Raw genomic sequence first — 25,658 nt, forward strand, 5'->3', positions numbered from 1 at the left:
GTTGAGACGTTACTCGCGTTAAGAGATTAAGATGCAGCAGTTTTGCTGTAAATTAGGGTGGTACCACGGCTTTTCGTCCCTTGACGAGGAGCCTTTTTATATTTTTAAGAAAAGGATAAATAAAATGAAAGTAAAAGATACATTAAATCTTGGAAAAACTGCTTTTCCAATGCGTGCTGGTCTTCCAACCAAGGAGCCAATTTGGCAAGAAGGCTGGTACCAGGCTGACCTTTACAGTGCCCGTCTAAAACAAAATGAAGACAAACCATCATTCATGCTTCATGATGGCCCTCCCTACGCTAATGGAAACATCCACGTAGGACACGCCCTCAACAAGATTTCAAAAGATATCATTGTTCGCTATAAGAATATGACGGGCTTTCGTGCACCACTTGTTCCAGGTTGGGACACTCACGGTCTACCAATCGAGCAGGTTCTTGCTAAAAAAGGAATCAAGCGTAAGGAAATGGATCTTCTTGACTATCTTGAAGAGTGCCGCAAGTATGCCCTAAGTCAGGTTGATACACAACGTGAAGACTTCAAACGCCTTGGTGTTATGGCTGACTGGGAGCATCCATATGTAACCCTTGACCCGTCATATGAGGCAGCTCAAATTAAGGTCTTTGGGAAAATGGCTGAAAAAGGCTATATCTACAAGGGACAAAAACCAATCTACTGGTCACCATCAAGTGAATCAAGTCTAGCGGAAGCTGAGATTGAATACCAAGACGTTCGTTCTGCATCAATCTTTGTTGCCTTCAAGGCTGTTGATACTCGCGGTCTTCTTCCAGAAGATACTGAGTTCGTTATCTGGACAACTACACCTTGGACAATTCCTTCAAACCTTGGAATCTTTGCCCATCCAGATTATGACTATGTCCTAGTTTCAACGAATAACCGTAAGTTCCTAGTAGCAAGTGAGCTTGTTGATTCAGTAGCAAGTGAGCTTGGTTGGGAAGAATTCGAAATCATCCAAACAATCAAGGGTTCTGAACTTGACAACATGGTTGCCCGTCACCCATTCTACGACCGCGATACCCTTGTTATGAACGCTGAATACGTAACCCTTGATTCAGGTACAGGACTAGTACATGTGGCACCAGGACACGGGGAAGACGACTACTTCTTCAGCCGTAAGTACAAGCTTGATGTATTAAGCCCAATCGATGACCGTGGTTACTATACAGAAGAAGCACCAGGATTTGAAGGACTTTTCTACGACGAAGGTAACAAAAAAGTTTCTCAAATGCTTGAAGAATCAGGTGCCCTCCTAAAACTTAACTTCTTCACCCACAGCTACCCACACGACTGGCGTACTAAAAAACCAGTTATCTTCCGTGCGACACCACAATGGTTTGCCTCAATCGACAAGTTCCGTGGCGACATTTTAGATGCAATCGAAGGTGTTAACTGGATTATGCCTTGGGGTAAAACACGTCTTTACAACATGGTTCGCGACCGTGGTGACTGGGTAATCTCCCGCCAACGTGCCTGGGGTGTGCCACTTCCAATCTTCTATACGGAAAATGGGGAAGCGATTATTACACCAGAAACAACCAACCACATCTCTGATCTTTTCCGTGAACACGGATCTAAAATTTGGTGGGAACGTGATGCCAAAGACTTATTGCCAGTTGGATTCACTCACCCAGGTTCACCTAATGGGGTCTTCACTAAAGAGAGTGACATCATGGACGTTTGGTTTGACTCAGGATCTTCTCACGAAGCAGTCCTAAGACAACGCCCTGACCTAACATTTCCTGCTGACCTCTACCTTGAAGGTTCTGACCAATACCGTGGATGGTTCAACTCAAGTATCACAACAAGTGTTGCCATCAACGAAGAGTCACCTTACCGCGCTGTTCTTTCACAAGGTTTCGTCCTTGACGGAGAAGGCCGCAAGATGAGTAAGTCACTCGGAAACGTCATCACACCAGGTACTGTTGTTAAGCAGTACGGAGCTGACATCCTCCGCCTTTGGGTAGCAAGCGTTGACACTGAAAGCGACGTTCGTGTATCAATGGACATCCTTGGACAGGTTTCTGAAACCTACCGTAAGATCCGTAACACCCTTCGCTTTTTAATCGCAAACTCAAGCGACTACAAGAAGGCAGAAAATGAAGTGGCCTACACAGACCTTCACCCTTCAGACAAGTACATCCTTAACCGCCTAAATGAGGTTGTTGAAGCGTCACTTAAGTCTTACGAAGACTACGACTTTATGAACGTTTATAAGACAGTCTTCAACTTCCTAACAAACGATTTGTCTTCATTCTACCTTGACTTCGCTAAAGACGTAGTCTACATCGAAGCAGCTGATAGCCTTGCTCGCCGCAGCATGCAAACAGTCTTCTACGAAATCCTTGTAAAACTTACAAAACTTCTTGTTCCAATCATCCCGCACACTGCTGAGGAAATCTGGACCTACCTTGAAGACGAGGAAGCAGAATATGCCTACCTTGCTGAAATGCCAGAAGTAGAGTCTTACACAAATGTCGAAGAACTTACTGACACATGGGCTGCCTTCATGGACTTCCGTGACAAGGTCCTTAAGGCCCTTGAGGTAGCCCGTGACGAAAAAGTAATCGGTAAATCGCTTGAGGCAAAAGTTACTGTTCACCCAGACCAAGTGACACGTACCCTCCTTGCTTCAATGAACGAAGATATCGCAAAACTTCTTATCGTTTCAGACTTTGTCATTGCAGATCAAGAACTTGCTGGAGCTCAAGAGTTCGAAGGAGTATCAATCCTTGTTGAGCATGCACCAGGCCAAGTATGTGATCGCTGCCGTCGTTTGGATGAAACAGTTGGAACAAACGAAAATGAAAACCTACAAAATCTATGTGACCGTTGTGCTGCAATTGTAAGTGAGGAATTTCCTGAGGTTCTAGCCGAAGGTTTTGAAGCTAAATAAGTAAAAGCCAAGCTGATGCTTGGCTTTTTTTAATCCAAAATTCTTCTTATCTTCTTTCTAATTTCATCTTATCTTGCTTTTTTGGGAAAAATCCGATATTCTATAAAGAAAATCTTTTTTGGAGGCCAATGTGTTAACACCTGAAATAATCGAAAACTTACCCAAAACAGAACTTCACTGTCATCTGGATGGTTCCCTGTCCATGGATTTAATCAGACAGTTGGCAAGGAGTGAACAAATTGAAATTCCCCAGGAAGATGATGTTCTTAAGGGAAAAATTCATGCCTCAAAGGAGGTTAATTCTTTAGCCGATTACTTGCTTTGCTTTGATTTTGTTCTTCCCTTTTTACAGACCGCAGAAAATCTATCCCTGGCTGCCTATGATCTGGCTAGGCAGGCCAAGCTAGATAGGGTCAAATACATGGAAGTCCGCTTTGCTCCAAGACTCCATACCAAAAAAGGATTGAGTCTTAAGCAGGTAGTTGAAGCTGTTTGTCTTGGCTTTGAAAGGGCAGAAGCTGATTTTGACATCAAGATGGGTGGGATTATATGTGGCCTTCGCCATGAAAGGGAGGCTGATCTTATTAGTCTCTTAGATCTTTTTACAAGAAGGGGACTTTCGTCCAAGTATATTAACGGCTTTGATTTGGCAGGGGATGAAAAGAATTTTCCACCTAGCATGTTTACAAATCTTTTAAGGCGGATAAGGGAAGCGGGAATTAATTTGACCCTTCATGCAGGAGAATGTGGTTGCGGTCAAAATGTTCTTGAATCAATTGAGCTTGGGGCCAAAAGAATTGGCCACGGGGTAGCGATTGGAAGTTTTCCGCAAGAATTTGCTAGGCTAAAAGATCAGGGAATTGTTTTCGAAATGGCACCAACCAGTAATTTTCAGACCAGAGCCATTGATAGCCTTGAAAATTATCCCTTTAAAGATTTATATGATGCAGGTGTCTTAGTGACCATTAATACTGACAATCGAACAGTAAGTGATACTGATTTAAACCAGGAGTATCAAAAAATTGCTGACTGGTATGATTTTGAGCCCAAGGATTTTTTAAGGGTTAATTTGAATGCCCTTGAAGGAGCCTTTATTAGCGAAGAAGATAAAAAATGCTTAAAGGATGAGTTTATCAAAGATTATCAAGCCTTCCTCTAGTCACGGTCATCAGGGAAAATTTTTTCGAAATATGTTAGAATGCTTAACATATATAAGCTGAAAATTATTTTATGGATGGATTGGAAGAGTGAGCGTTTGATGAAAATATCGGTGGTTGTCCCTTGTTACAATGAGGAGGAAGTTCTTCCTCTTTTCTTTAAAGAGATGGAAAAGACTAGAAGGAATAGTGGTCTTGATTTTGAATATATCTTTGTAAATGATGGCAGTCGTGATTCCACCCTGAATATCTTGCGGGACCTGTCTAGGAGACATGAAAATGTCAGGTACTTGTCCTTTTCAAGGAATTTTGGTAAGGAATCGGCCCTTTATGCAGGCCTCAAGGCCTCTTCAGGAAATTATGTGACTGTGATGGATGCAGACCTCCAAGATCCACCAGCCCTTCTTTTGGATATGTATGACAGGATTCAAGATCCAGATATTGATTGTGTAGGTTGCAGGAGGACGACCAGAAAGGGTGAACCTCTCATTCGGTCAATCTTTGCCCATCTTTTTTATAAGCTAATAAATATGATTGGAGAAACTGAGATTGTTGATGGAGCCCGTGATTTTCGTCTGATGACCAGGCAGATGGTTGATGCCATCCTTGAACTCCATGAGTACAACCGTTTTTCCAAGGGAATTTTTACCTGGGTGGGATTTAATACCATCTATTTGGAATATGAAAATAGGGAACGGGTAGCTGGAAAAAGTAGTTGGAATTTTTGGAGCCTCCTTAGTTATTCACTAAAAGGCATTGTTAATTTTTCCGAAGTACCCCTAAATATTGCTACCTACGGGGGGATTCTATCAGTTTTTATATCTTTGATTGGGGCTATTTTTATCATTATAAGAACCCTGATTCTTGGGGATAAAACCCAAGGCTGGCCATCTCTGGTGGTAATCATTTTATTTTGCAGTGGGGTAAATCTCCTCATGCTTGGAATTATTGGTAAGTATATAAGTAAAATTTTTATGGAAACAAAAAAAAGACCCATCTATATTGTCAGGGAAACTGATGCTGATTTGAAGATAAAATAAAAGGAAGACCCAGGGGTCTTCTTTTTATTTGCTATAAGGGATTGAAAGAGAAGATTTTTCCAAATCAATCTCATAGCTAACGGGCCGATTGTCTCTTACAGTTAGCTCAAAGTCAGTGGAATAGAGGGCAATCCTTATGGTATCTCCTGCCTTCAATTGATAGATGGTTGGTTGTAAATCAACTTTTACATCCATCCAAGAATCCTTAGGAACTTGAGAAATTGTCATAAGTCCCTTCCTATTTTGCAAGTTGACCAGTGATTTACTGATTAGTTTATAGGGGCTGTCAGCTAGTTTAAGCTCCTTTAAGTCATCGTAGGTAAAATTGTGTCCTAAGTCAATGGCCTTGGGTTCAATCATACTAGCCAGGCTGTTCAATCTTTTTTTCTGACCAAATTCAATAACCTGGGCACAAAGAAGTCCCTTGCTATCATTAAGTTTGACCTTAAGATTTAGGGTCATTTTGCCATTGATAAGAAGGTCTTGATCAATTTGAAGGTCAATGTAGCTGGCGTGAGCCTTACCTTCATAGAGGTCTTTGATAAAAAGCTTATAGTCTTTGCTGTAACTTGTAAACTTGTCTTTTGGATAGCTGTTTTCAAATGTGCTGATATCATGACCCAGTTTAAAATCTTTTTGATTCTTGTCACCAAAAGTTTCAAGTTCTTTAAAGTGTCCTTCAAGATTATTTTCCTGCCAGATAACCTTTGGAAGTTTTAGATTAAGTTTGCGATTCAATAATTTGGCCGTAAAGTAGGTGTTGATGGTCTCAGAGAAGTCGAAACTTTGGAAATTATTGATATAGATATGTTCTCCCTGATGAAGGAAGCTGTGGCTTACGACATGTTCAGGCAGGCCATTTACATATTCATAGGCATGCTTGGGTTTAACATTCCAGTCTTGGAGACCGTGGACAGCTAAGATATCTGCACGAACCTTATCCAGATGGGGCAGATAATTCCTATCATGCCAGTACTGGTTGTAGTCACCAGATTTTCGGTCAATCTCAGCGGTCATCTTATCAAGTTCACGCTCGTAGAAGCTATTATTTTTAAGGTAGTCAGCTCCGTCCAAATTTTTAGAGTAAGTAAGGGCTGCAAGAACATCCAAATCTTCTCCAGGAAAACCACCGGGACTTGAAATGGCTCCGTTGTCCCTATAATAGTCATACCAGCTAGAAATTCCAGCCTCAGCAAGAATTACCTCAAGGCCTTCTACTCCAGTTGTTGCGGCCCCGTAGGCCAAGGTTCCCAGATAAGATTTACCAGTCATGGCAACCTTGCCATTTGCCCAGCTGGCTTCAACAAGCTCCTTTCTTGCGTGGCTTGCGTAAGCTGGTCTTCGTCCGTTTAGCCAGTCAATGACTGCTGTAACACTTGCCACCTGCTGGTAGTCGCCTGAGGTCATGAAACCTTCTGAACCACGCGTCCCAATTCCAGCCACGTAGATTGAAGCAAAACCACGAGCTAACAGGTAGTCATTTAAGGTGTAGGTCCAGCCATGGGTAAATTTTTCAGTTTCTTCAGTCCTTGTAAGGTCTGTTGGATAAGAATCTATTTCTAAAAACTTAGAAAAGTCCTGATTATAAACCTCAATTGTACCTTCTTCCTTCTCCAGTAGATCTATTTCCATGTTGTGTAAGCGGGCGTCATTTGCCTTGGTGTTTATGCCTAGATGATACGGACTTGCTGTCATAACACTAGGAAGTTTTCCTTCATAGTTTGGCCTAATAATCTCAACTTTCACCAAATCATTTTGGCCATCAAAGTTGCTGTCGACTGAACTTTCAACATAGACCACCTCTTTGATTAAATTTCTTGTATCAAAGGTCGCTAAACTTTTATCATTGAAGAAGTGATACTTATTATCCATGGGAAGAAAATCTTCAGCCACGAATTTTTCAATCAATATTGCTCCAAGCTTAGTCCTAGTGAGAAGAAGGGCATACCAGGCCTCAACCAAGCTTTCAGTAGACAACACCCCTTGGCTAATGCTTATTCCAAGCTCCTTGGCAAAATCTAAGGGCTTTTCAGGAGAAAAGTCAAAGAAGGCAGTAAATTCAAGTAATTGTAGCCCGATATTATAAAAGATATCCCAAGAAAGCTTTATCTGCTCATCAAGGAAGTCAAGATAGCCTTCCTTGTCACTGGCTAATAACCTTGATAGGTCATAGGGGATTTTTTCTAAAAAGGAGCTGAAAACTTCCTTACTGTCTGCTTGAAGATTGATTTCAAAGCCTAATTTTTCTAGTTCTGTGATTTTTTCTTCCATGCTTTTTTCAACAATGGAAAATTGGTTAAATTTCATTTACTCACCTTTCTTTTATAAAGTTTAAGACGATTATAACATAGCTAAAAATAATTAGTTCAATTAAGCGTTTACAATTCTGATAATGCTTTACAAATGGATGTTAACTTGTTAGAATAACTTGAATTTAAAAATTTTTGGAGGTTTTTTTTTATGGATGTAACATGGACAGTCAAGTACATCACTGAGTTCATTGGTACCGCTTTACTTATCATCTTAGGTAATGGAGCTGTAGCTAACGTGGACCTTAAAGGTACTAAAGGTTTTGCTTCAGGTTGGATGACTATCGCTTGGGGATATGGTATGGGTGTAATGATTCCAGCACTTATGTTTGGGAACGTTTCAGGTAACCACATTAACCCAGCTTTCACACTTGGTTTAGCAGTATCTGGCTTCTTCCCATGGGCACACGTTTTACCATATATCGTAGCTCAAGTTTTTGGAGCAATGTTTGGACAACTTGTACTAGTTTCAGTATACCGTCCTTACTTCCTTAAGACTGAAAACTCAAACCACGTTCTAGGAACTTTCTCAACTATTGACAACCTAGACAACGGTACAGTTGAATCTCGTCGTCCAGCACTTATCAACGGTTTCCTAAATGAGTTTGTTGGATCATTTGTTCTTTTCTTTGGAGCAATGGGTCTTACTAAAAACTTCTTTGGAGCTGAGGTTACTAAATCAGTAACTAACCTAATCGAAAGCCAAGGTCAAAAATTAAGTGAGATGAGCATTGACCAACAAGTACAATCAGGTATCGCAACTATCTTAGGTGGCGGACATGGTTCTGTAGCAGTAGCTCACATGGGACTTGGATTCCTAGTTATGGCACTTGTTGCAGCTCTTGGAGGACCTACTGGACCTGGACTTAACCCAGCACGTGACTTCGGACCTCGTTTGGTTCACTTCCTACTACCAAAATCAATCCTTGGTGAAGCTAAGGCTGATAGCAAATGGTGGTATGCATGGGCTCCAGTTGTAGCACCAATCCTTGCAAGTATTGCAGCAGTAGCACTATTCAAAATTCTATACATCTAATATCGAATTTTAACCAATCGCAAGATTGGTTTTTTTGTAGCAAAAAAACTCCTAAGAATCTAGGAGTTTTTGCCTAATTAATATAAAGGAGGGTTAAAAGGGTAACCATGGTGTTCCACAGGGCGTGAACACTCGCGTTAACGTAGAAATTACGATATTCATAGTAAAGCATGGTTAGGACAATCGACATTGAAAGATAGATAAGAAGACTTCCAAGGTCAGTTGGCCCGTGCATGAGGGTAAAGACGATGATTGCTAAAAGGGCAGCATGCTTAGAATTTTTAGGTGATAAAAGTTCAAAGAAGCCAACCCTGAAAACTAACTCTTCAAAGAAGCCAGCTGAAATAGTACAGATAGCAAAAATAAGGGCAGGTGAGCCTGCAAGAAGGGAATTTAGGTCAGCCTGGTTGGCAGTTTCTTGGGTCCCAAGAAGGCCAGCAAGATTATTAACAACCATGGAAACGAGGAAGAGGCAGATAAAGCCAATCCCAATTTTTTTGAAATCCAAGTAGGATTTGGAGAATTTTGGAATAATTTTAAGCCCCCTTGCATACAGATAGGTCGCCAAAAATAAAAGTCCAAAGATTACAAAAAAGATTAGGTAGTCAAGACCATCATAGCTAACATGACCACGGATTTTAGGGATTAAAATCATAAGTGGTAGTGGAACCTGACTTAGGATAAATAAGGGTATCCAATTTAATTTTTTCAAAAATATTTTCATTGTCCTATTCTATCAGAGATTAATTTTTTTGTATATGAAAAAGGTAATTGGATGAAAAAATAGGGGTAAATTATTATATTATCTAAATTTACTGATAATAGAAATATTTAGAAATATAATGTAAAACAAAAAATACATTAATTTCTTTGACAAAATGATTATTTATACATACAATGTATAAGGTATTTGTGTGCTTGTGCACATTCAATAGGATTTAACCTAACAATAAGGGGACATGATGAATAAGATAATAGATGAAATTAAGAATTTTATCCCAAGTGTGCGGGTAAATGATCGTGACTTAAATATTGACTTCTACCGTCAAATTTTGGGTCTAAAGAATCTTTATGAAGAAAATTCCATTGCTGTGTTCGGTGGATATGCTAATAAGAGCGAAAAATTAATCCTTGAAGAATCACCAAAAACACGGACAAGGGCAGTTTCAGATGGCGTAAAAAAATTAAAGAGATTAGTAATCAAGGCAGATCCTTGTGAAATTTCAGAACTTATAAAATTAAATTCCAATAAAATCTCAAAAATTTTTGCTGGTGACAAGGGTTATGCCTTTGAAGCTATTTCACCTGAAGATGACCTTGTTTTAATCCACGGGGAAGATAACCTAGCAAGCCTAAAGGAAGTTAGCTTGCAGGCTGAGGACTTTGGTAGGGTAAGCCCTGATTTTAAGGGACTTTCTGATTTTGAAATCAGTGAGATTGATTTGAATGTTCCAAACCTAGCTGAGGCTATGGCTTTTTATGGTAGCATCTTTGGAATTTGTAGTGAGGAAAATAGGATTGTTCTTCCTTTTGTAACCCTTAATTTCTTTGAAGCTAAAGGCAAGGACTTGCAGGCTGAATTTGATCAAACATGGGATTTAGAAATATTTGAATTCAAGGTCCCAACTGACTTTGATTTGAAGGAAGCTAGCAAGCGTTTTGAAGAGATGGGCTATGATTGCCACGTCAACAAGCAAGAAAGAATCCTTACCATGACTGACAAATCAGGGATTGAAAACTGGTTCATGAAGAACAAGGTAAAGGCCTAGATGAAGGAATCTATTAAATTAATTAAAGAATATATGGCGTCTGGCGTTTTTCCAGGCGCTTCTTTTGCAACTATAGATAGGGGAGAGGTCCACAGGTACTACTTGGGACACCAGCAATTTTTTCCTTATCCCAAGCTGACCAGAAAGAACCTTCTTTATGACCTAGCAAGCGTTAGTAAGGTTTTAGGAGTAGGTACCCTGATTATTAGAGATTATCTGGCAGGCTCTTTGAATATTGACAGGCCCTTAAAATTCTATTATCCAGACTTTCATGAGGAAAGTCTTACGGTTAGAGAATTTTTGACCCACACAACAGGAGTCGACCCCTTCATTAAGAATCGGAATCAGCTGGATGCAGAAGAGCTTAAAGAGGCCATGAATAAAATCAGGCTTACAGGGGATAAAAGCTTCAAGTATACCGATGTAAATTTCCTCCTTCTTGGTTTCATGCTTGAAGAAATTTATGGTGCTAGGTTGGCTGACTTAATTACTAGTCAGGTCTTTGAAAAGTTTTCCATGCCCACTGCAACTTTTTTCCCAGCTGATGAAAATCAGATAGTAATTACTGATAAGGATACACCAAGAGGGCTTGTCCATGACCCCAAGGCCAGGCTTTTAAGGGGTCACGCAGGAAGTGCTGGTATCTTTGCAAGTCTTCTTGATTTAGAAGCATTCTGTAAAAATTACTTCTATAACCAGGAATATTTTTCAAATCAGGCTAAAAGTTTGGATAAAAATTTTGCCCTAAATTCAGCCAACCGTAGTTTGGCTTGGGATTTACTGGGTGATTGGCTGATTCATACAGGCTATACGGGAACCTTTATCCTGCTCAATCTTAAAGAAGAGAAGGCCATTATTTTTTTAAGTAACCGAGTTCATGAAAAAGATGAAAGAAGTCAATGGATTAAGGACCGTAATCTTTTGATTGACCTCATGATTAGGGAGTTTTCATGAAAACAAGCAAAAAAGCTAGATTGACTAATCTAGCTTTTTAATATTCTCCTTGCAGGTGGAGATTGTTTTTTTTAGTCGCTCCTGGCTATCTTTTATGCCCTTCAAGTCTTCCTCGATGGCAGCTTGATAGTCCTTGTAGTCCCTTTTAAGTTGGAGACCAGCCACCTGAGCTTCAAAAATTTCCCTTTTAATCTTTTTCTTATTACGGCGGAGATCCTTTTGATCCTTAAAGAGATCTTGGCTGTCCTTAGACATCTTTAGTAGGTCATAAGTGAAATTTTCAAGTATTTTTTTCAAGCCTAGATCCATAAGCTTCCCTCCAATCCTTAAGCTTTAGATTACTGTATCTTCTTCACTATAGATGAGTTTTTCAGCAAGTTCCCCAAGGTCATAGACATCCATATTATTGGTAAATGAAATGGCCAAGCCATCGTCTTCCTTATAGCGAGGAATCAAATGAACATGGGTGTGAAAGACTGTTTGACCGGCAACTTCTTCATTATTTTGAAGGATATTCATCCCGCTTGCACTAAGTTTATCCTTCAAGTGCCTTGCAAGCCTTGGAATCCTTCTAAAGAGCCTTGCTGCATCCTCTTCTTCCATGGCAAGGAGGTTGCGGCTATGCTTTTTGGGAACAATCAAAGTATGCCCCTTGGTTGTTTGGGTAATATCCAAGAAGGCTAAAACCTCTTCATCCTCGTAAACCTTAAATGAGGGAATGTCACCACTAATTATCTTACAGAAAATACAATCATTCATATCTTTCTCCCCGAATTTGTTATAATTACATTATAGCAGAAGCCCTGAAATAAGTCTTGTTGGGGAGGGTATTTGCCCTATTTGTCATAAATAAGGGTCGACTAAAAATTTTAACCCAGCAAGATACTTATTAGAAAAGGTAGTAACTAGTAAAAGAGAGGATTATGTATGACTTTAAAAGTTGATAAGGTGTCAGGAGGATATTTTGGATCCAAGGTCCTAAAGGACATAAGTTTTCAGGTGGCAAGTGGTCAATTGGTTGGGCTGATCGGCCTAAATGGGGCAGGAAAATCAACAACCATCCAGGAGATTATGGGTCTTTTAACTCCCTATGAGGGAGTCATTAAAATAAACGATAAAAGTATCCGTGAGGGAGTCGATAGCTACCGCAAGCAAATTGGCTTTATTCCAGAAAGTCCAGCCCTCTATGAGGAGTTGACCTTAAGGGAACATATCGAGATTACGGCCATGGCCTATGATATTCCGCTTGATTTAGCCATGGAACGGGCAGGAAAATTACTGGAAACCTTTCGTCTTAAGGATAAGCTTGAGTGGTTTCCTAAGAATTTTTCCAAGGGGATGAAGCAGAAGGTTATGATTATTTGTGCCTTTTTAACCAAGCCCAGTCTTTATATTATTGATGAGCCCTTTCTAGGACTTGACCCCTTGGCCATCCAGGACTTGATTGAACTCATGTTTGAGATGAAGAGGCAGGGAGCTGCCATTCTTATGAGTACCCATATTCTTTCAACGGCAGAAAAATTTTGCGACAAGTTTGTCGTCCTTCATGATGGGCGTCTGGTAGCTGATGGAACCATCGATGATTTAAGGGACAAGTTTAAGATGCCCCAGGCAAGCCTTGATGATATTTACATAGCCTTGACGAAAGGTGATGAAAATTATGAATAACATAAGTCAAGTTTTTGAAAATCGCAGGCGTGATTTTCATAAAAAAAACATTAAGTACCTCAGGTATGTTTTCAATGACCACTTTGTTATTGTTATCTTCCTCCTCTTGGGATTTTTGATGATTCAATATGCCCAATTGGTTAAAAATATGCCTGACCACTGGAATTTAGGGAAAGTTCTTGTTGTCCTCCTATCTTTAATTAGTCTTTTTGCAGGACGGCTGGCAACATTTTTTGAAGAAGCAGACAGGCTCTTTCTCCTAGCCAAGGAAGAACAAATCAAAGATCAATTGATTGTTTCCATGAAAAAATCAATGATTTTTCCAAGCTTTCTTTTCATTTTACTTGCCCTAATCCTCTATCCTCTAACAGCCAAATCCTTCATGCTAGGCCTGTGGATACTTCCTGTTCAGGTCCTTAGCCTTATTTTCCTTAAAGTTCTACTGATGAAAAGGGAAATCAAATCCTACTATGATAAAGATGGGAATACCAGTGGGCAGGGTATTTTTTCCTGGGACCTAGCCATATCAAGAGAGGAGAAGAGGCAGGCCAGTATCTTGAAGCTTTATAGCCAATTTGTTGACATTCCTGGTATCAAACCAGCTGTTAAAAGGCGGAAATACTTGGATGGCCTACTTAAGCTTGTCAAAAAAGAGCACAAATATACCTATGCAAATCTTTATCTGAGACATTTTTTGAGAACGGGTGACTATCTGGGTCTTTACATGCGACTTGGCCTTCTCTCTCTTGCCCTTCTTGCTTTCGTTGACGGTCAAAGTCTAATTATTCCCCTGATCATTCTTTTGAACTTTATTTTAATCTTCCAGCTGATGACCCTCAAAAGTTCTTATGACTATCAGCTTTTAAGCAGGATTTATCCGGTTAGCCCTAGGATGCGTCAAAAAAATCTTTATGACCTTTTAAAGGGACTTCTTGTGGTTATTACTTGCCTCCAAACCCTACTTGCCTTTCTTGTCTTTTCTAATAAATTATTAGTCCTTCTAATTCCTCTTGGAAGCCTCCTTATTTTGACCCTTTATGTAAGAGCTAAGGTTGACTCAAGGGATTTAAAAAGGTAGAATAGTAAGAACTAGGTTAATTTTTAAATTGACCATATCATGAGAATCTAGGAAGTTTTTGTATGTTACAAACTGATGAAAATTGGCAGTTGACACCCATAAAAGGATCGACTGGTAATACTTTTTACGGCACTCTTGGATCTCAAAGGGCCTTTATAAAACGGAATTCAACCCCTCTTTTAGTGGCCGTAGCAAAAGAGGAGATTGCACCAAGACTTTTGTGGAGCAGAAGAACTCCCACAGGGGACACAATGAGTGCCCAGGAATGGATTAATGGTGGCGTTTTGACTGCTAAAGAGATGACCGATGGACAGATTAATCTTGTCCTAAGTAATCTTCATAGCAACAAAAGCCTGGTTGATACCTTTTTTAAGATGGGAAAAGTTGCCTATGGGCCAGAGGAATTATTAGATGAATGTTTGAATCTAACTTTAGCTGATGAGTCTTCTAATCAGTTTTTAGGGGAGGTTCTTGGGCAGATGAAGGACTCTATTCCAGCCTTTGATAAGGCTTTGGCCTTTGTGGTTCACGGAGATATCAACCATAAAAATTGGGTCAAATCAGATACTGGTAAAATCTATCTGGTTGACTGGGAGACCGCCATGTTGACCAATCCCTTGGTTGATGTAGCCCATATCTTATCCCATTATATTCCTGTTTCTGATTGGGAAGCTTGGTTAAATCATTCAGGTTATGTGCCGAGTCCTGATTTATTCAAGGAAATTCTATGGTATGGTCAATTATCCTTCTTACGTCAAATAGTCATTTATGAGGCAGATGGTCTTGATAAGAGGGTTGACCGAGAAATTTACGGCTTAAGGGAATTTATTAAAATTTTCAATAATTAAAGTTAAGAGGAAGTAAACATGCGTGTACGTAACCGTAAAGGTAGTGCAGAATATATCGAAAATAACCCCCAGTTTGTGGTAGCAGATCCCAAGTCTTTTAAAGGTCGTTGGCATGAGCGTTTTGGTAATGATAATCCCATCCACATTGAAGTGGGTTCTGGTAAGGGTGCCTTTGTTACTGGTATGGCAGCACAAAACCCTGATATCAACTATATCGGAATTGACATTCAGTTGAGCGTTTTAAGCTATGCCCTTGATAAGGTACTTGAGGCTAATCTGCCAAATGTTCAATTATTGCGAGTTGATGGAAGTGATTTGACTGATTATTTTGAAGATGGTGAGATTGATCTTCTTTACCTGAACTTCTCAGATCCATGGCCAAAAACTCGCCATGAAAAAAGAAGGTTGACCTACAAGTCATTTATTAAAACCTTTGAGCAAATCCTTGTTGACCAAGGTCAAATTCACTTTAAGACTGACAACCGTGGACTTTTTGAATATAGCCTATCAAGCATGAGCCAGTACGGTATGGTTTTAAATCAGGTTTGGCTTGACCTTCATGCTTCAGATTATGAGGGCAATGTCATGACCGAATATGAGGCAAAATTTTCTTCTAAGGGGCAGGTTATCTACCGCTTGGAAGCTCAGTTTAAGTAATAAGTAAAGCAAATAAGATGGAAAAGGTTGTGCTTGTCACGTAAAAGGTTAACTAATATGCGTTGTCCAAGATGCCAACATGAAAGCTCTAAAGTTATCGATTCTAGGCAGGCTGAGGATGGTAGAGCCATCCGCCGCCGCAGGGAATGTGAGAATTGTGGTAATCGTTTTACCACCTTTGAAAGAATTGAAGAGATGCCTCTTTTGGTTGTTAAAAAAGATAACAGCCGGGAGGTCTTTAATCGTGATAAGATTTTAACGGGGATTATCCGGAGTGCCCAGAAACGTCCCGTCTCAATTGAGGACATGGAAAATGCGGTTGAGCGTGTGGAACAAAAAGTTCGTTTGCTGGGTGAAAATGAGGTTAAGACTGACGTCATTGGAGCTTATGTAATGGATGAACTTGCAGACCTTGATGAAATAACCTATGTCCGCTTTGCTAGTGTTTATAGGAGCTTTAAGGATGTAAGTGAACTTGAAGAGTTACTTAGAAACATAACCAATAAGGGACTTGGGTCCGACAAACTTTAGGAGGAGAGGCATGCATCTTAGACCAGTTGAGCAATTTACTTTGATTAATAAAAATCGATTGTCTTGGTCAGCAGACTCTTTGGTCCGCTTTTACCTGCCCATAGTTGGCCATACGGCCATTGTCCTTTATCAATACTTGACAACATCTGACTCCAACCGCGTTTCAGATGTTTTAAATCACTTGAATATAGGCCTTGTCGACTTCAATAACTCCCTAGACAAACTTTCTGCCATGGGTTTACTGGATATCTTTACCGATAAAAAAACCTACCAGTTTGAGTTAAAAAGTCCAAAATCCCCTGCGGATTTCTTGGCAGATGATTTTTACTCTCGCCTGCTTTTAAGTAAGCTTGGAGATCAGGCCTTCAATCGGCTGGCCAAGTTAGAGGATCGATTTGAACACAAGCTATCTAAAAAATTTTCTGAGGTCTTTAAGGTTAATTTTTCAGGAAGTTTTGAATCTCTAGCCGAGCAAGTTCCATCAGAGCAGTTTGATCTGGCAAGCTTTAAAAATATCATGAAGCAGCAGCAAATATCTTTCACCAATGAAAGTGCTGAGGTTTTAAGGCTTTATGAGATAGCTGAAAAGTACAGCTACAATTGGTATGAACTTTTTAAGCTGGCTGAAAAAACCATGAATGCCAATCGCACCTTGAATCTTGAGGGCTTAATTGCAAGCCTTAATTCCCAAAATCAGGATCAGATTGACATGGATTCCTTTACCAGTGATGAAAAAAGCTTGGTCCTAATTGCCAAGACCATGACTTCCTTGGAGTTTTTGACGGCCCTAAAAAATCAAGAGAATCTTTTCATTACTAATGATGAAAGAAAGCTTTTGATTGACCTATCTCGTAATGGACTAGCTGATGAGGTACAAAATATCCTCATTCATTATTCCCTCATTCAAAGCGGCATGGCCAGTCTGAATGAAAAATTCTTAGAAAAGGTTGTAGCCGATTGGAACAAACATCGAGTTATTAGTGCCGAAGGTGCCATGAGGCGAATTATTGACTTTAGAAATGAGATGGGCGAAAGGGCAAATGGCCCCAAGGGCCCTGATCAGACCAAGTCAAGTGCCAAGGTGCCTGACTGGCATGAGGGAGTCCAGGATAAGACTTCTGAAAAAGTTTATAGTGACGAGCAGGTCGAAAAACTTAAAAAATTAGAAGAATTGCGACAGGAAGCTTTAAAAAGGAAGAGGGAGGCCAGTAACTGATGGAAAAAATCGGCAATATCATAGATGAAAATCCAAAGATGCGAGCCAATTATGACCGTTTGGTCGAAGGTCTCATGGAAAATGAGGAGATTAAATCCTTTATTTTAGAGCACAAGATGACTCCCCAGGAAGTTTCTAGGTCTTATTCAAATTTTTACAAGTACCTTAAGGAGGTTCATGACTTTAAAACAGGTGCTTCAAGCTATGCCTCAAAGGGCTATGAGCCCATATTAATCATGAATTATGGCTATGCTGATATTTCCTACAAACCTACGGCTGAACTTGAAAGTAAAAAAAAGGAAGTTGGCCGCAGAAGACGGGTGAGACTTGTTGGCTTACCCAAGTCATTTAAGGACTTGGAGTGGGATGATGTAAGTCTTGATATTGAGCGTGTCGACTGTCTCATGGTTCTCAATGATTTTATTAGTAATTTTACCCTTCATTCAAAGGGCTATTACATCTATGGGGACTTTGGAGTTGGTAAGTCCTACCTCATGGCAGCTATGGCTTGTGAGTTGGCTAAAAAGGGAGTAGCTACAACAATCATCCATTATCCAACCTTTGCCATTGATATTAGAAATTCCATCAAAACCGATGGGGTCAAGGCCATGCTTGATGAGACTAAGAAGGTTGATGTCCTAGTAATTGATGATATCGGGGCAGAACAAGCAAGCTCTTGGCTAAGAGATGAGGTCTTACAGGTCATTCTTCAGTACAGGATGCAGGAGGATTTACCAACCTTCTTTACCTCAAATCTTGATTATTTAGGCCTTGAAAAACATCTAGCTGAAACGAAGAATGCCAATGAAGTTTGGCCAGCTAAGAGGGTGATGGAGCGGGTTCGCTATCTAACTCAGGAATTGAGACTTGAGGGAGAAAATAGGCGGTACTAAAAAATTTGCCTATACAAATTAGTAATGACAAGTGTAGTTGGCTAACAACTGTGCATAAATTTTATTTCAGAGATGAAATACTTAGTAGATATAAGGAGGGTAAGCATGTCTTTACCTACAGTAGCCATCGTTGGGCGTCCAAATGTTGGAAAATCAACGATTTTCAACCGTATCGCAAGAGAACGTATCTCAATTGTTGAGGATACTCCTGGAGTAACCCGTGACCGTATTTATGCAGTCAGCGAGTGGCTCAATAAAAAATTCTCCCTAATCGATACAGGGGGGATTGAACTTTCAAATGAACCTTTCATGACTCAGATTAAGGCTCAAGCTGAAATCGCTATGGACGAAGCAGATGTTATCATTCATGTTGTGGACGGAGAAGCTGGTGTGACTGACGCTGATGAATATGTGGCTCAGATTCTTTACCGAACTGATAAACCAGTCATTCTTGTCGTAAACAAGGTTGACAACCCAGAACGTCGTCTTGATATCTTTGACTTTTACTCACTTGGTTTGGGTGAGCCTTATCCAGTATCAGCTGCCCACGGGATTGGTACAGGGGATGTTCTTGATGCCATCGTTGAAAACCTTCCAGTCGAAGAAGAGGAAGAAAATGAAGATGTGATTAAATTCTCTCTTATTGGACGTCCAAATGTTGGTAAATCAAGTCTGATTAATGCTATTCTAGGTGAAGAGCGTGTTATCGCAAGCCCTGTAGCAGGAACAACTCGTGACGCTATTGATACTCATTTTGTTGATCCAGAAGGTCAAGAGTACTTAATGATTGATACTGCGGGAATGCGTAAGAGTGGTAAGGTTTATGAGTCAACTGAGAAATATTCAGTCATGCGTGCCATGCGTGCCATTGACCGCTCTGATATCGTTCTTATGGTATTAAATGCTGAAGAGGGAATCCGTGAGTATGACAAACGTATTGCAGGATTTGCCCATGAGGCTGGAAAAGGTGTGATTATTGTTGTTAACAAGTGGGATACCCTTGAAAAAGACAACAAGACCCTGCAAAATTTTGAGGCAGATATTAGGGATCAATTCCAATACCTATCATATGCTCCGATTGTTTTTGTATCAGCTAAGACCAAGCAACGTCTTCATAAGCTGCCTGAGATGATTAAGGAAGTTTCAGCTTCACAAAACTTACGTATCCCGTCATCAGTTTTAAATGATGTAATCATGGATGCGATAGCAATCAATCCAACTCCTACAGACAAGGGACGTCGTCTTAAAATCTTCTACGGAACCCAGGTGGCCGTTAAGCCACCAACATTTGTAATCTTTGTAAACGAAGAAGAACTCATGCACTTCTCATATGTTCGTTTCCTAGAAAATCAGATTCGTAAGGCCTTTGTCTTTGAGGGAACTCCAATTAAGATTATTGCCCGCAAACGTAAATAATCATCCATTAATAAAAAAGGTTGATTAAAGATATTAAGTAGCCAGCTAGTCACTATCAGGAACAATTTGCTTCCTGATAGTGGTCTGGCTATTTATGTGGAAAAAAATAAAGGATTAAATATTATGGAAAATAAAAAATGGCTGGGTTTACTGTTGGTCATCAGTGGAGCAATTCTTTGGGGGACGTCAGGCCCTGTTGCCGAATACATGTTCGCAAGTCAAGATGTTTCACCCTTATGGATAGTCTGTGTCCGCCTTATGGTAGCAGGAGTCTTATTACTAGCTAGCTATAAGGTAATCAATAAGGGTTCCATCTTGTCCATCTGGTCTGACCGACATTTTAGAAAAGAGTTACTCTTATTCAGCTTTTTGGGGATGATGCCCATGCAGCTGCTCTATTTTTTGGCCATTAAGTTTTCAAATGCCTCAACGGCTACGGTCTTACAATTTACAAGCCCTGTTTTTATTATCTTATATCTGGCCATGAAAAATCATAAGTTACCCGGTCGATTTGCGATTTTCTCGGTAGCTCTTGCCATGCTTGGCACCTTTCTTTTGGCTACGGGAGGCAATATTAACAATCTTTCACTTTCACTAGTGGGTCTTCTTTTGGGTCTCTCTTGTGGATTGGTTAATGCCCTTTATACCTTGCTTCCCGTTCGACTTCTCAAGCACTATGACGCTAAATTAGTCTGTGGCTGGGCCATGCTTATTGGTAGTCTTCCTTTAACGCCTGCTCTAGTTTTAGCTCATCCGCAAACCATAAATTCTAGTTTTATGATGGAGCTTGGTTATGTTGTCATTGTCGGCACCATGCTTGCCCACTTGTTTTATGTTACTAGCCTAAGCTATCTAAGTCCCTATGTTACTAATGTTTTGGGCTCCTTTGAGCCAGTGACTGCAACCCTTTTGTCCCTTATTTTTCTAAACCTAAGATTAAATCTGCCACAAGCACTTGGTATCATCTTGATTTTACTTATGGCAGGTCTACAATCTCTTCCTCAAAAATATAAGGGAGAAGACAGCTAGCTAGGGCAAAAGTAAGCCAAAGTGAATTAAGGGTGTACATTATGCCTGGAATATTTGCTAAAAAAAATATTTTGTGGTACTATGTAATAAAATACGTGAAGGGAGCGAACTTGTTTCGCTCTTTGTGTTTATTTTTTCACTTTTTAAAGAAAAGGAGGTCTTATGTTAGAAATTATTGATATTGTGAGTAACCATATCACGCCCCTTCTTCCTGAACCTTATGAACTTGTAGATGTCGAGTGGGAAAAACTTGGAGCAGACTTTGTTCTACGTATCCTGATTGATAAACCTGGAGGGATTGCCCTACAAGACACGGTTGATATGACGGAGATTATTAGTCCAGCCCTTGATGAAATCAAGCCAGATCCTTTCCCAAGTGAATACATGCTTGAGGTGGCAAGTCCTGGAGCCGAGCGTCCACTTAAGAAAGCTTCTGATTTTGAAGGAGCTGTTGGCAAGTACATTTTTGTAAGTCTTTATGCCAAAGTTGACAAGGAAAAAGAATTTGTTGGTGATTTAGTAGCCTTTGACGGTGAAAAATTAACAATTGATTACCTAAACAAGGGTCAACACAAAACTGTAGAAATTGATGTGAAAAATATCGCTAAAGCTCGTACTTCTGTAAAGTTTTAGGATACCAGAAAGGAAAAAAAGTTGAGCAAGGAAATGCTAAGTGCCCTGACTATTCTTGAAGAAGAAAAGGGAATTAAAAGAGAAGTAGTCGTTGAGGCCATTGAACAGGCTTTGACAGCTGCCTACAAAAAACAATTTGGACAGTCACAAAGTGTCGAAGTTGATTTTGATGAGAAAAAAGGAGACTTCCAAGTCTTTACAGTTCGTGAAGTGGTCGATGAGGTTTTTGACAGCCGCCTTGAAATTTCACTAGAAGATGCCTTACTTCTAAACCCCCACTATGAGATTGGTGACCGTCTTCGTTTTGAAGAAAAGACAGCTGATTTCGCCCGTACTGCTGCAGGAGCTGCCAAACAGGTAATCATGCAAAAGATGCGTGAAGAAGAGCGAACAATCATCTACAACGAGTACTCACGTTATGAAAATGAGATCATGACTGGTACTGTAGAGCGTTTTGACAACCGTTTCATCTTCGTAAACCTTGGTAAAATTGAAGCACAGCTTTCAAAGCGTGATCAAATTCCAGGGGAAAAATACGAGGCTCACGACCGGATTAAAGTTTATGTCTACAAGGTTGAGATGACTTCTAAGGGAACTCAGGTCTTTGTAAGCCGTAGCCACCCAGAGCTCCTTAAACGCCTCTTTGAACAAGAGATTCCTGAAGTTTATGATGGAACTGTTGAAATCATGGGCATCGCCCGTGAAGCTGGCGACCGTGCAAAAGTTGTTGTTCGCAGCAACAAGGAAAATGTTGACGCCATTGGTACTATCGTCGGTGTGGGCGGAGCCCGCATTCAAGAAGTTGTTAAGGAACTTCACGGAGAAAACATGGACATTATCGAGTGGGATGCTGAACCAGAAGTCCTAATCGCAAATGCCCTTAAACCAGCAAGCGTTGAACGTGTAATCCTTGATCCAGAAAATCCCAAACAAGCAGTTGTAGTCGTTCCTGATGACCAACTAAGTCTTGCCATTGGTAAACGCGGACAAAACGTGCGTCTTGCAGCCCACGTTACCAACCACAAACTAGATATTAAATCAGTAAGTGACTTTGAAGCAGAAGCTCAAGAAGTTTTAGCCGAAGAAGCCATTGAAGATTTAGATAATGAAGTTCTAGACTAAGGAGTTCACATGAAGACACGTAAGCAGCCAATGAGAAAATCAGTTGTTTCCAATGAGCAGTTCCCTAAAAAAGATCTTTTGAGAATTGCCTTTGACAAAGAAGGTAATATTTCAATTGATCCAACAGGAAAGGCTCATGGACGTGGAGCTTATCTTGCCCTTTCAAATGAAGAGGCAGCGATGGCTAAGAAAAAAAGAGTTTTTGACCGTGTTTTTCAGACCAACCTTTCAGATGACTTTTATGAGGAACTCATTAAATATGTTGATCATAGGGTTGCCCGTCGTGATCTAGGACTCGAATAAAAATGAATGATAAAGTACTAAATTTACTAGGCCTTGCCAAAAGAGCTGGCAAGCTTACAAGTGGTGAGGATCTAGTAGTTAAAAGCATCCAAAATGGCAAGGCAAAACTTGTTTTTCTAGGCCATGATGCTTCTAAGAATTTAATTAAAAAAATAACAGATAAAACAAGCTATTACGAAGTAAGCATGACAGATATTTTTAGTACCCTGGAACTTAGTCAAGCAGTTGGTGAACCACGCAAGGTTATTGCTGTGACTGATCGAGGTTTTGCTAAAAAGATGGGAGAACTTATGGAGAAATAGAGATAAGCTAGATGACAAGCTAGATTGAATTAGCTTTTCATCAGTTAGTTAGGAGGACACGATTTGTCTAATAAAAAACGTATCAATGAAATAGCCCGTGAAAGTGGGTTAGCTAATAAGGATTTGGTCGAACATGCTAAAAAATTAGGCTTTGATGTAAAAACCCACTCAAGTAGTGTAGATACAGAGCAGGAGAAAAAACTTCTAGCAAGTTTTAAAAAGAATCCGCAAGGGTCAGCTCCTAGCCAGGCAAAGCCACAGACCAAAAAAGTTGATAACAATAGCAAAGCTCAAGGAGTAAAAGGTCCTAAAACAGGTAACCAGTCTACTCAAGCTCACCAAGGGAATAAAAAACAAAATCATTTGAATACTAAGACACAAAACAACCAAACAAACAATCAAGGTCAAAAACCTACTACTAACCGCAATGGGCAAAAGCCTAATAACAACAACCAAAACCGTCCAGGCCAAGCTAATGGCGGTGGTCAAGGATTTGGTGGCAATAACAATAACCGCAACCGTAATAACGGTGGCCGTAACCAGGTTCGTAACGCCCGCAACAGTAACTGGAACTCTAAGAAAAAAGGAAAACGTGGTAACAACAACCAAGCACCAGCTGTACCACAACGTAAGTTCCATGAACTACCAGAAACACTTGTCTACTCAGACGGGATGACTATTGCGGATATCGCAAAAAAAATCAAACGCGAGCCAGCTGAAATCGTTAAAAAACTGTTCATGATGGGTATCATGGCGACACAAAACCAGTCGCTTGACGCTGATACAATTGAGCTTCTTCTTATGGACTACGGAATTGCTCCAGAGAAAAAAGTTGAAGTCGATACAGCTGATATCGAACGTCTCTTCATCGAAGATGACTACCTTGATCCAACTAAGCTTGAAGAACGTCCACCAGTTGTAACAATTATGGGGCACGTTGACCACGGTAAAACCACCCTTCTTGATACCCTTCGTAACTCACGCGTAACAAGCGGGGAAGCTGGAGGAATCACCCAGCATATCGGAGCTTACCAAATCGAAGCTGAAGGCAAGAAGATTACCTTCCTTGATACACCAGGACACGAAGCCTTCACAAGCATGCGTGCACGTGGAGCATCAGTAACTGATATTACCATCCTAGTTGTAGCAGCTGATGATGGTGTTATGCCTCAAACAATTGAAGCCATCAACCACTCAAAAGCCGCTGGTGTACCAATCATCGTAGCCATCAACAAGATTGATAAACCAGGAGCTAATCCTGACCGTGTTATCCAAGAACTTGCTGAGCACAACGTTATGTCAACAGCCTGGGGTGGTGAATCTGAATTTGTTCAAATTTCAGCCAAGTTCAACCAAAATATCGATGAACTTTTAGAAACGGTCCTTCTAGTTGCTGAAATGCAGGAACTTAAGGCAGACCCAACAGTTAAAGCCATCGGTACAGTCGTTGAAGCTCGTCTTGACAAAGGAAAGGGTGCCATCGCAACTCTTTTAGTTCAACAGGGAACTCTTCGCCAACAAGATCCAATCGTAGTTGGTAATACCTTTGGTCGTGTTCGTGCCATGGTTAATGACCTTGGCCGCCGTGAAAAAGCTGCTGGACCAAGCTCACCAGTTGAGATTACAGGTCTAAATGATGTACCACAAGCGGGAGACCACTTCGCCGTATTTGAAGATGAAAAATCAGCCCGTGCAGTTGGGGAAGAGCGTGCCAAACGTGCTCAACTTGTTCAACGTCAAAGCTCACAACGTGTAAGCCTTGAAAACCTCTTTGATACCCTTAAAGAAGGTCAAGTTAAGTCAGTTAACCTAATCATCAAGGCAGACGTGCAAGGTAGTGCTGAAGCACTTGCTGCAAGCCTTCAAAAAATTGATGTTGAAGGTGTTAAAATTGACATCGTCCACTCTGCCGTTGGTGCCATCAGTGAATCAGATGTGTCTCTTGCTGAAGCAAGTAATGCCATCATCATTGGATTTAACGTACGTCCTACACCACTTGCTCGCCTTCAAGCTGAGCAAGACGATGTTGATATCCGCCTCCACAGCATTATCTACAAGGTAATTGACGAAGTCGAAACTGCGATGAAAGGTCTTCTTGATCCTGAATTCGAAGAAAAAGTTATCGGTGAAGCCATGGTTCGTGAAACATTTGTGGTCTCAAAAATTGGTACAATCGCAGGATTCATGGTAGTATCAGGTACTGTTAAACGCGGAGCAAGCATCCGTGTTATCCGTGGCGGTGTTGTCATCCATGACGGTCAAATCGCAAGCCTTAAACACCTTAAAGACGACGTAAAAGAAGTTAAAAAAGGTAATGAGGGTGGACTGATGATTGAAAACTTCAATGATATCAAAGTTGACGATACATTTGAAATCTACGAAATGGTTGAAATCAAACGCTAGTCGTATGACAAGGAGGAAATATGGCAAACTTTCGTTCTGATAGGGTATCAACAGAGATAAAACGCGATATCAACGATATCATGCGTAATAAAATCCGTGACCCAAGACTTGAAGATGTAAATGTTACTGACGTAAAAGTCACAGGAGATCTTAGCCAGGCAACTGTCTACTACACCCTCCTAAGTGATCTTGCCAGTGATAATGAAAAGGCTCAAAAGGGACTTAAAAAGGCAAGTGGACTTATTAGAAGTGAACTTGCCCGTCGTATGACCATGTTTAAGGTTCCAGAACTTATCTTTGTTAAGGATGAGTCTGTTGAATATGGAAATAAAATCGATGAGCTTTTAAGAAATCTTAACAAAAACTAAGAAAAAGACTTC

25 protein-coding genes are annotated in these 25,658 nt (G+C 40.4%); 21 read left to right on the top strand and 4 right to left on the bottom strand.

Annotated elements, in window-relative coordinates; all coding sequences use genetic code 11:
- The first annotated feature begins 124 nt into the window (after positions 1–124).
- The 3 genes from ileS to OZX68_01850 all read left to right on the top strand — a co-directional run bounded on the left by ileS (position 125) and on the right by OZX68_01850 (position 5,111).
- Complete coding sequence (ileS, locus tag OZX68_01840) at positions 125–2,914, top strand: isoleucine--tRNA ligase (protein WEV61010.1); 2,790 nt, start codon at positions 125–127, stop codon at positions 2,912–2,914.
- Between the two features lie 130 nt (positions 2,915–3,044).
- On the top strand, positions 3,045–4,073 hold the full coding sequence (add, locus tag OZX68_01845; GenBank protein WEV61011.1) for an adenosine deaminase: 1,029 nt from the start codon (positions 3,045–3,047) through the stop codon (positions 4,071–4,073).
- 99 nt (positions 4,074–4,172) lie between these two features.
- The gene (locus OZX68_01850) at positions 4,173–5,111 is read left to right on the top strand and encodes a glycosyltransferase family 2 protein (protein ID WEV61356.1); all 939 of its coding nucleotides are present in this window, start codon (positions 4,173–4,175) and stop codon (positions 5,109–5,111) included.
- Between the two features lie 24 nt (positions 5,112–5,135).
- Here OZX68_01850 and OZX68_01855 read toward each other — a convergent pair whose 3' ends face one another.
- A complete protein-coding gene (locus OZX68_01855; GenBank protein ID WEV61012.1) occupies positions 5,136–7,418 on the bottom strand; it encodes a Xaa-Pro dipeptidyl-peptidase in 2,283 nt (760 codons plus the stop codon).
- 153 nt (positions 7,419–7,571) lie between these two features.
- Here OZX68_01855 and OZX68_01860 point away from each other — a divergent pair, with 153 nt between their 5' ends.
- On the top strand, positions 7,572–8,456 hold the full coding sequence (locus OZX68_01860; GenBank protein WEV61013.1) for an aquaporin family protein: 885 nt from the start codon (positions 7,572–7,574) through the stop codon (positions 8,454–8,456).
- 73 nt (positions 8,457–8,529) lie between these two features.
- On the opposite strand, the gene OZX68_01865 is transcribed toward OZX68_01860, so the two are convergent.
- The gene (locus OZX68_01865; GenBank protein WEV61014.1) at positions 8,530–9,168 is read right to left on the bottom strand and encodes a type II CAAX endopeptidase family protein; all 639 of its coding nucleotides are present in this window, start codon (positions 9,166–9,168) and stop codon (positions 8,530–8,532) included.
- A 250-nt stretch (positions 9,169–9,418) separates the two neighbouring features.
- On the opposite strand from OZX68_01865, the gene OZX68_01870 reads away from it, so the two are divergent.
- Together OZX68_01870 and OZX68_01875 are read left to right on the top strand one after the other, a co-directional pair.
- Positions 9,419–10,225, top strand: coding sequence for a peptidase (locus OZX68_01870; GenBank protein ID WEV61015.1), 807 nt, complete (start codon positions 9,419–9,421; stop codon positions 10,223–10,225).
- Positions 10,226–11,179 (top strand): serine hydrolase, encoded by a 954-nt coding sequence (locus OZX68_01875; GenBank protein WEV61016.1) that lies wholly within the window; start codon positions 10,226–10,228, stop codon positions 11,177–11,179.
- Positions 11,180–11,203: 24 nt separating this feature from the next.
- Here OZX68_01875 and OZX68_01880 read toward each other — a convergent pair whose 3' ends face one another.
- Complete coding sequence (locus OZX68_01880; GenBank protein WEV61017.1) at positions 11,204–11,476, bottom strand: hypothetical protein; 273 nt, start codon at positions 11,474–11,476, stop codon at positions 11,204–11,206.
- A 36-nt stretch (positions 11,477–11,512) separates the two neighbouring features.
- Positions 11,513–11,938: an HIT family protein gene (locus OZX68_01885; GenBank protein WEV61018.1), complete on the bottom strand. Its 426-nt coding sequence runs from the start codon at positions 11,936–11,938 to the stop codon at positions 11,513–11,515.
- Positions 11,939–12,106: 168 nt separating this feature from the next.
- On the opposite strand from OZX68_01885, the gene OZX68_01890 reads away from it, so the two are divergent.
- The 15 genes from OZX68_01890 to rbfA all read left to right on the top strand — a co-directional run bounded on the left by OZX68_01890 (position 12,107) and on the right by rbfA (position 25,646).
- A complete protein-coding gene (locus tag OZX68_01890) occupies positions 12,107–12,847 on the top strand; it encodes an ABC transporter ATP-binding protein (protein ID WEV61019.1) in 741 nt (246 codons plus the stop codon).
- The gene (locus OZX68_01895) at positions 12,840–13,925 is read left to right on the top strand and encodes an ABC transporter permease (GenBank protein ID WEV61020.1); all 1,086 of its coding nucleotides are present in this window, start codon (positions 12,840–12,842) and stop codon (positions 13,923–13,925) included. The genes OZX68_01890 and OZX68_01895 overlap by 8 nt, the downstream gene beginning before the upstream one ends.
- 62 nt (positions 13,926–13,987) lie before the next feature.
- Complete coding sequence (locus tag OZX68_01900) at positions 13,988–14,773, top strand: phosphotransferase family protein (protein ID WEV61021.1); 786 nt, start codon at positions 13,988–13,990, stop codon at positions 14,771–14,773.
- An 18-nt stretch (positions 14,774–14,791) separates the two neighbouring features.
- Positions 14,792–15,430 (top strand): tRNA (guanosine(46)-N7)-methyltransferase TrmB, encoded by a 639-nt coding sequence (trmB, locus tag OZX68_01905; protein ID WEV61022.1) that lies wholly within the window; start codon positions 14,792–14,794, stop codon positions 15,428–15,430.
- A gap of 57 nt (positions 15,431–15,487) precedes the next feature.
- Positions 15,488–15,961, top strand: coding sequence for a transcriptional regulator NrdR (gene nrdR / locus OZX68_01910; GenBank protein WEV61023.1), 474 nt, complete (start codon positions 15,488–15,490; stop codon positions 15,959–15,961).
- A gap of 10 nt (positions 15,962–15,971) precedes the next feature.
- Entirely contained in the window at positions 15,972–17,177 is a 1,206-nt protein-coding gene (locus OZX68_01915) for a DnaD domain protein (protein WEV61024.1), read from the top strand.
- Positions 17,177–18,070, top strand: coding sequence for a primosomal protein DnaI (gene dnaI, locus OZX68_01920; GenBank protein WEV61025.1), 894 nt, complete (start codon positions 17,177–17,179; stop codon positions 18,068–18,070). Before OZX68_01915 ends, dnaI begins: the two co-directional genes overlap by 1 nt.
- A gap of 105 nt (positions 18,071–18,175) precedes the next feature.
- Positions 18,176–19,486: a ribosome biogenesis GTPase Der gene (gene der / locus OZX68_01925; GenBank protein WEV61026.1), complete on the top strand. Its 1,311-nt coding sequence runs from the start codon at positions 18,176–18,178 to the stop codon at positions 19,484–19,486.
- 123 nt (positions 19,487–19,609) lie between these two features.
- On the top strand, positions 19,610–20,515 hold the full coding sequence (locus OZX68_01930) for a DMT family transporter (protein ID WEV61027.1): 906 nt from the start codon (positions 19,610–19,612) through the stop codon (positions 20,513–20,515).
- 162 nt (positions 20,516–20,677) lie between these two features.
- A complete protein-coding gene (gene rimP / locus OZX68_01935) occupies positions 20,678–21,148 on the top strand; it encodes a ribosome maturation factor RimP (protein WEV61028.1) in 471 nt (156 codons plus the stop codon).
- Positions 21,149–21,169: 21 nt separating this feature from the next.
- Positions 21,170–22,270 carry a transcription termination factor NusA gene (gene nusA / locus OZX68_01940; protein WEV61029.1) on the top strand — a complete coding sequence of 367 codons (1,101 nt, stop codon included), beginning with the start codon at positions 21,170–21,172 and terminating at the stop codon, positions 22,268–22,270.
- Positions 22,271–22,279: 9 nt separating this feature from the next.
- Complete coding sequence (locus tag OZX68_01945; protein ID WEV61030.1) at positions 22,280–22,573, top strand: YlxR family protein; 294 nt, start codon at positions 22,280–22,282, stop codon at positions 22,571–22,573.
- A 2-nt stretch (positions 22,574–22,575) separates the two neighbouring features.
- The gene (locus OZX68_01950; protein WEV61031.1) at positions 22,576–22,875 is read left to right on the top strand and encodes a YlxQ-related RNA-binding protein; all 300 of its coding nucleotides are present in this window, start codon (positions 22,576–22,578) and stop codon (positions 22,873–22,875) included.
- Positions 22,876–22,938: 63 nt separating this feature from the next.
- Positions 22,939–25,278 carry a translation initiation factor IF-2 gene (gene infB / locus OZX68_01955; GenBank protein WEV61032.1) on the top strand — a complete coding sequence of 780 codons (2,340 nt, stop codon included), beginning with the start codon at positions 22,939–22,941 and terminating at the stop codon, positions 25,276–25,278.
- Between the two features lie 20 nt (positions 25,279–25,298).
- Complete coding sequence (gene rbfA / locus OZX68_01960; GenBank protein ID WEV61033.1) at positions 25,299–25,646, top strand: 30S ribosome-binding factor RbfA; 348 nt, start codon at positions 25,299–25,301, stop codon at positions 25,644–25,646.
- Positions 25,647–25,658 lie beyond the last annotated feature (12 nt).

This window comes from Streptococcaceae bacterium ESL0729, assembly GCA_029391995.1.
In the GTDB taxonomy this organism is placed as follows: Bacteria; Bacillota; Bacilli; order Lactobacillales; family Streptococcaceae; genus Floricoccus.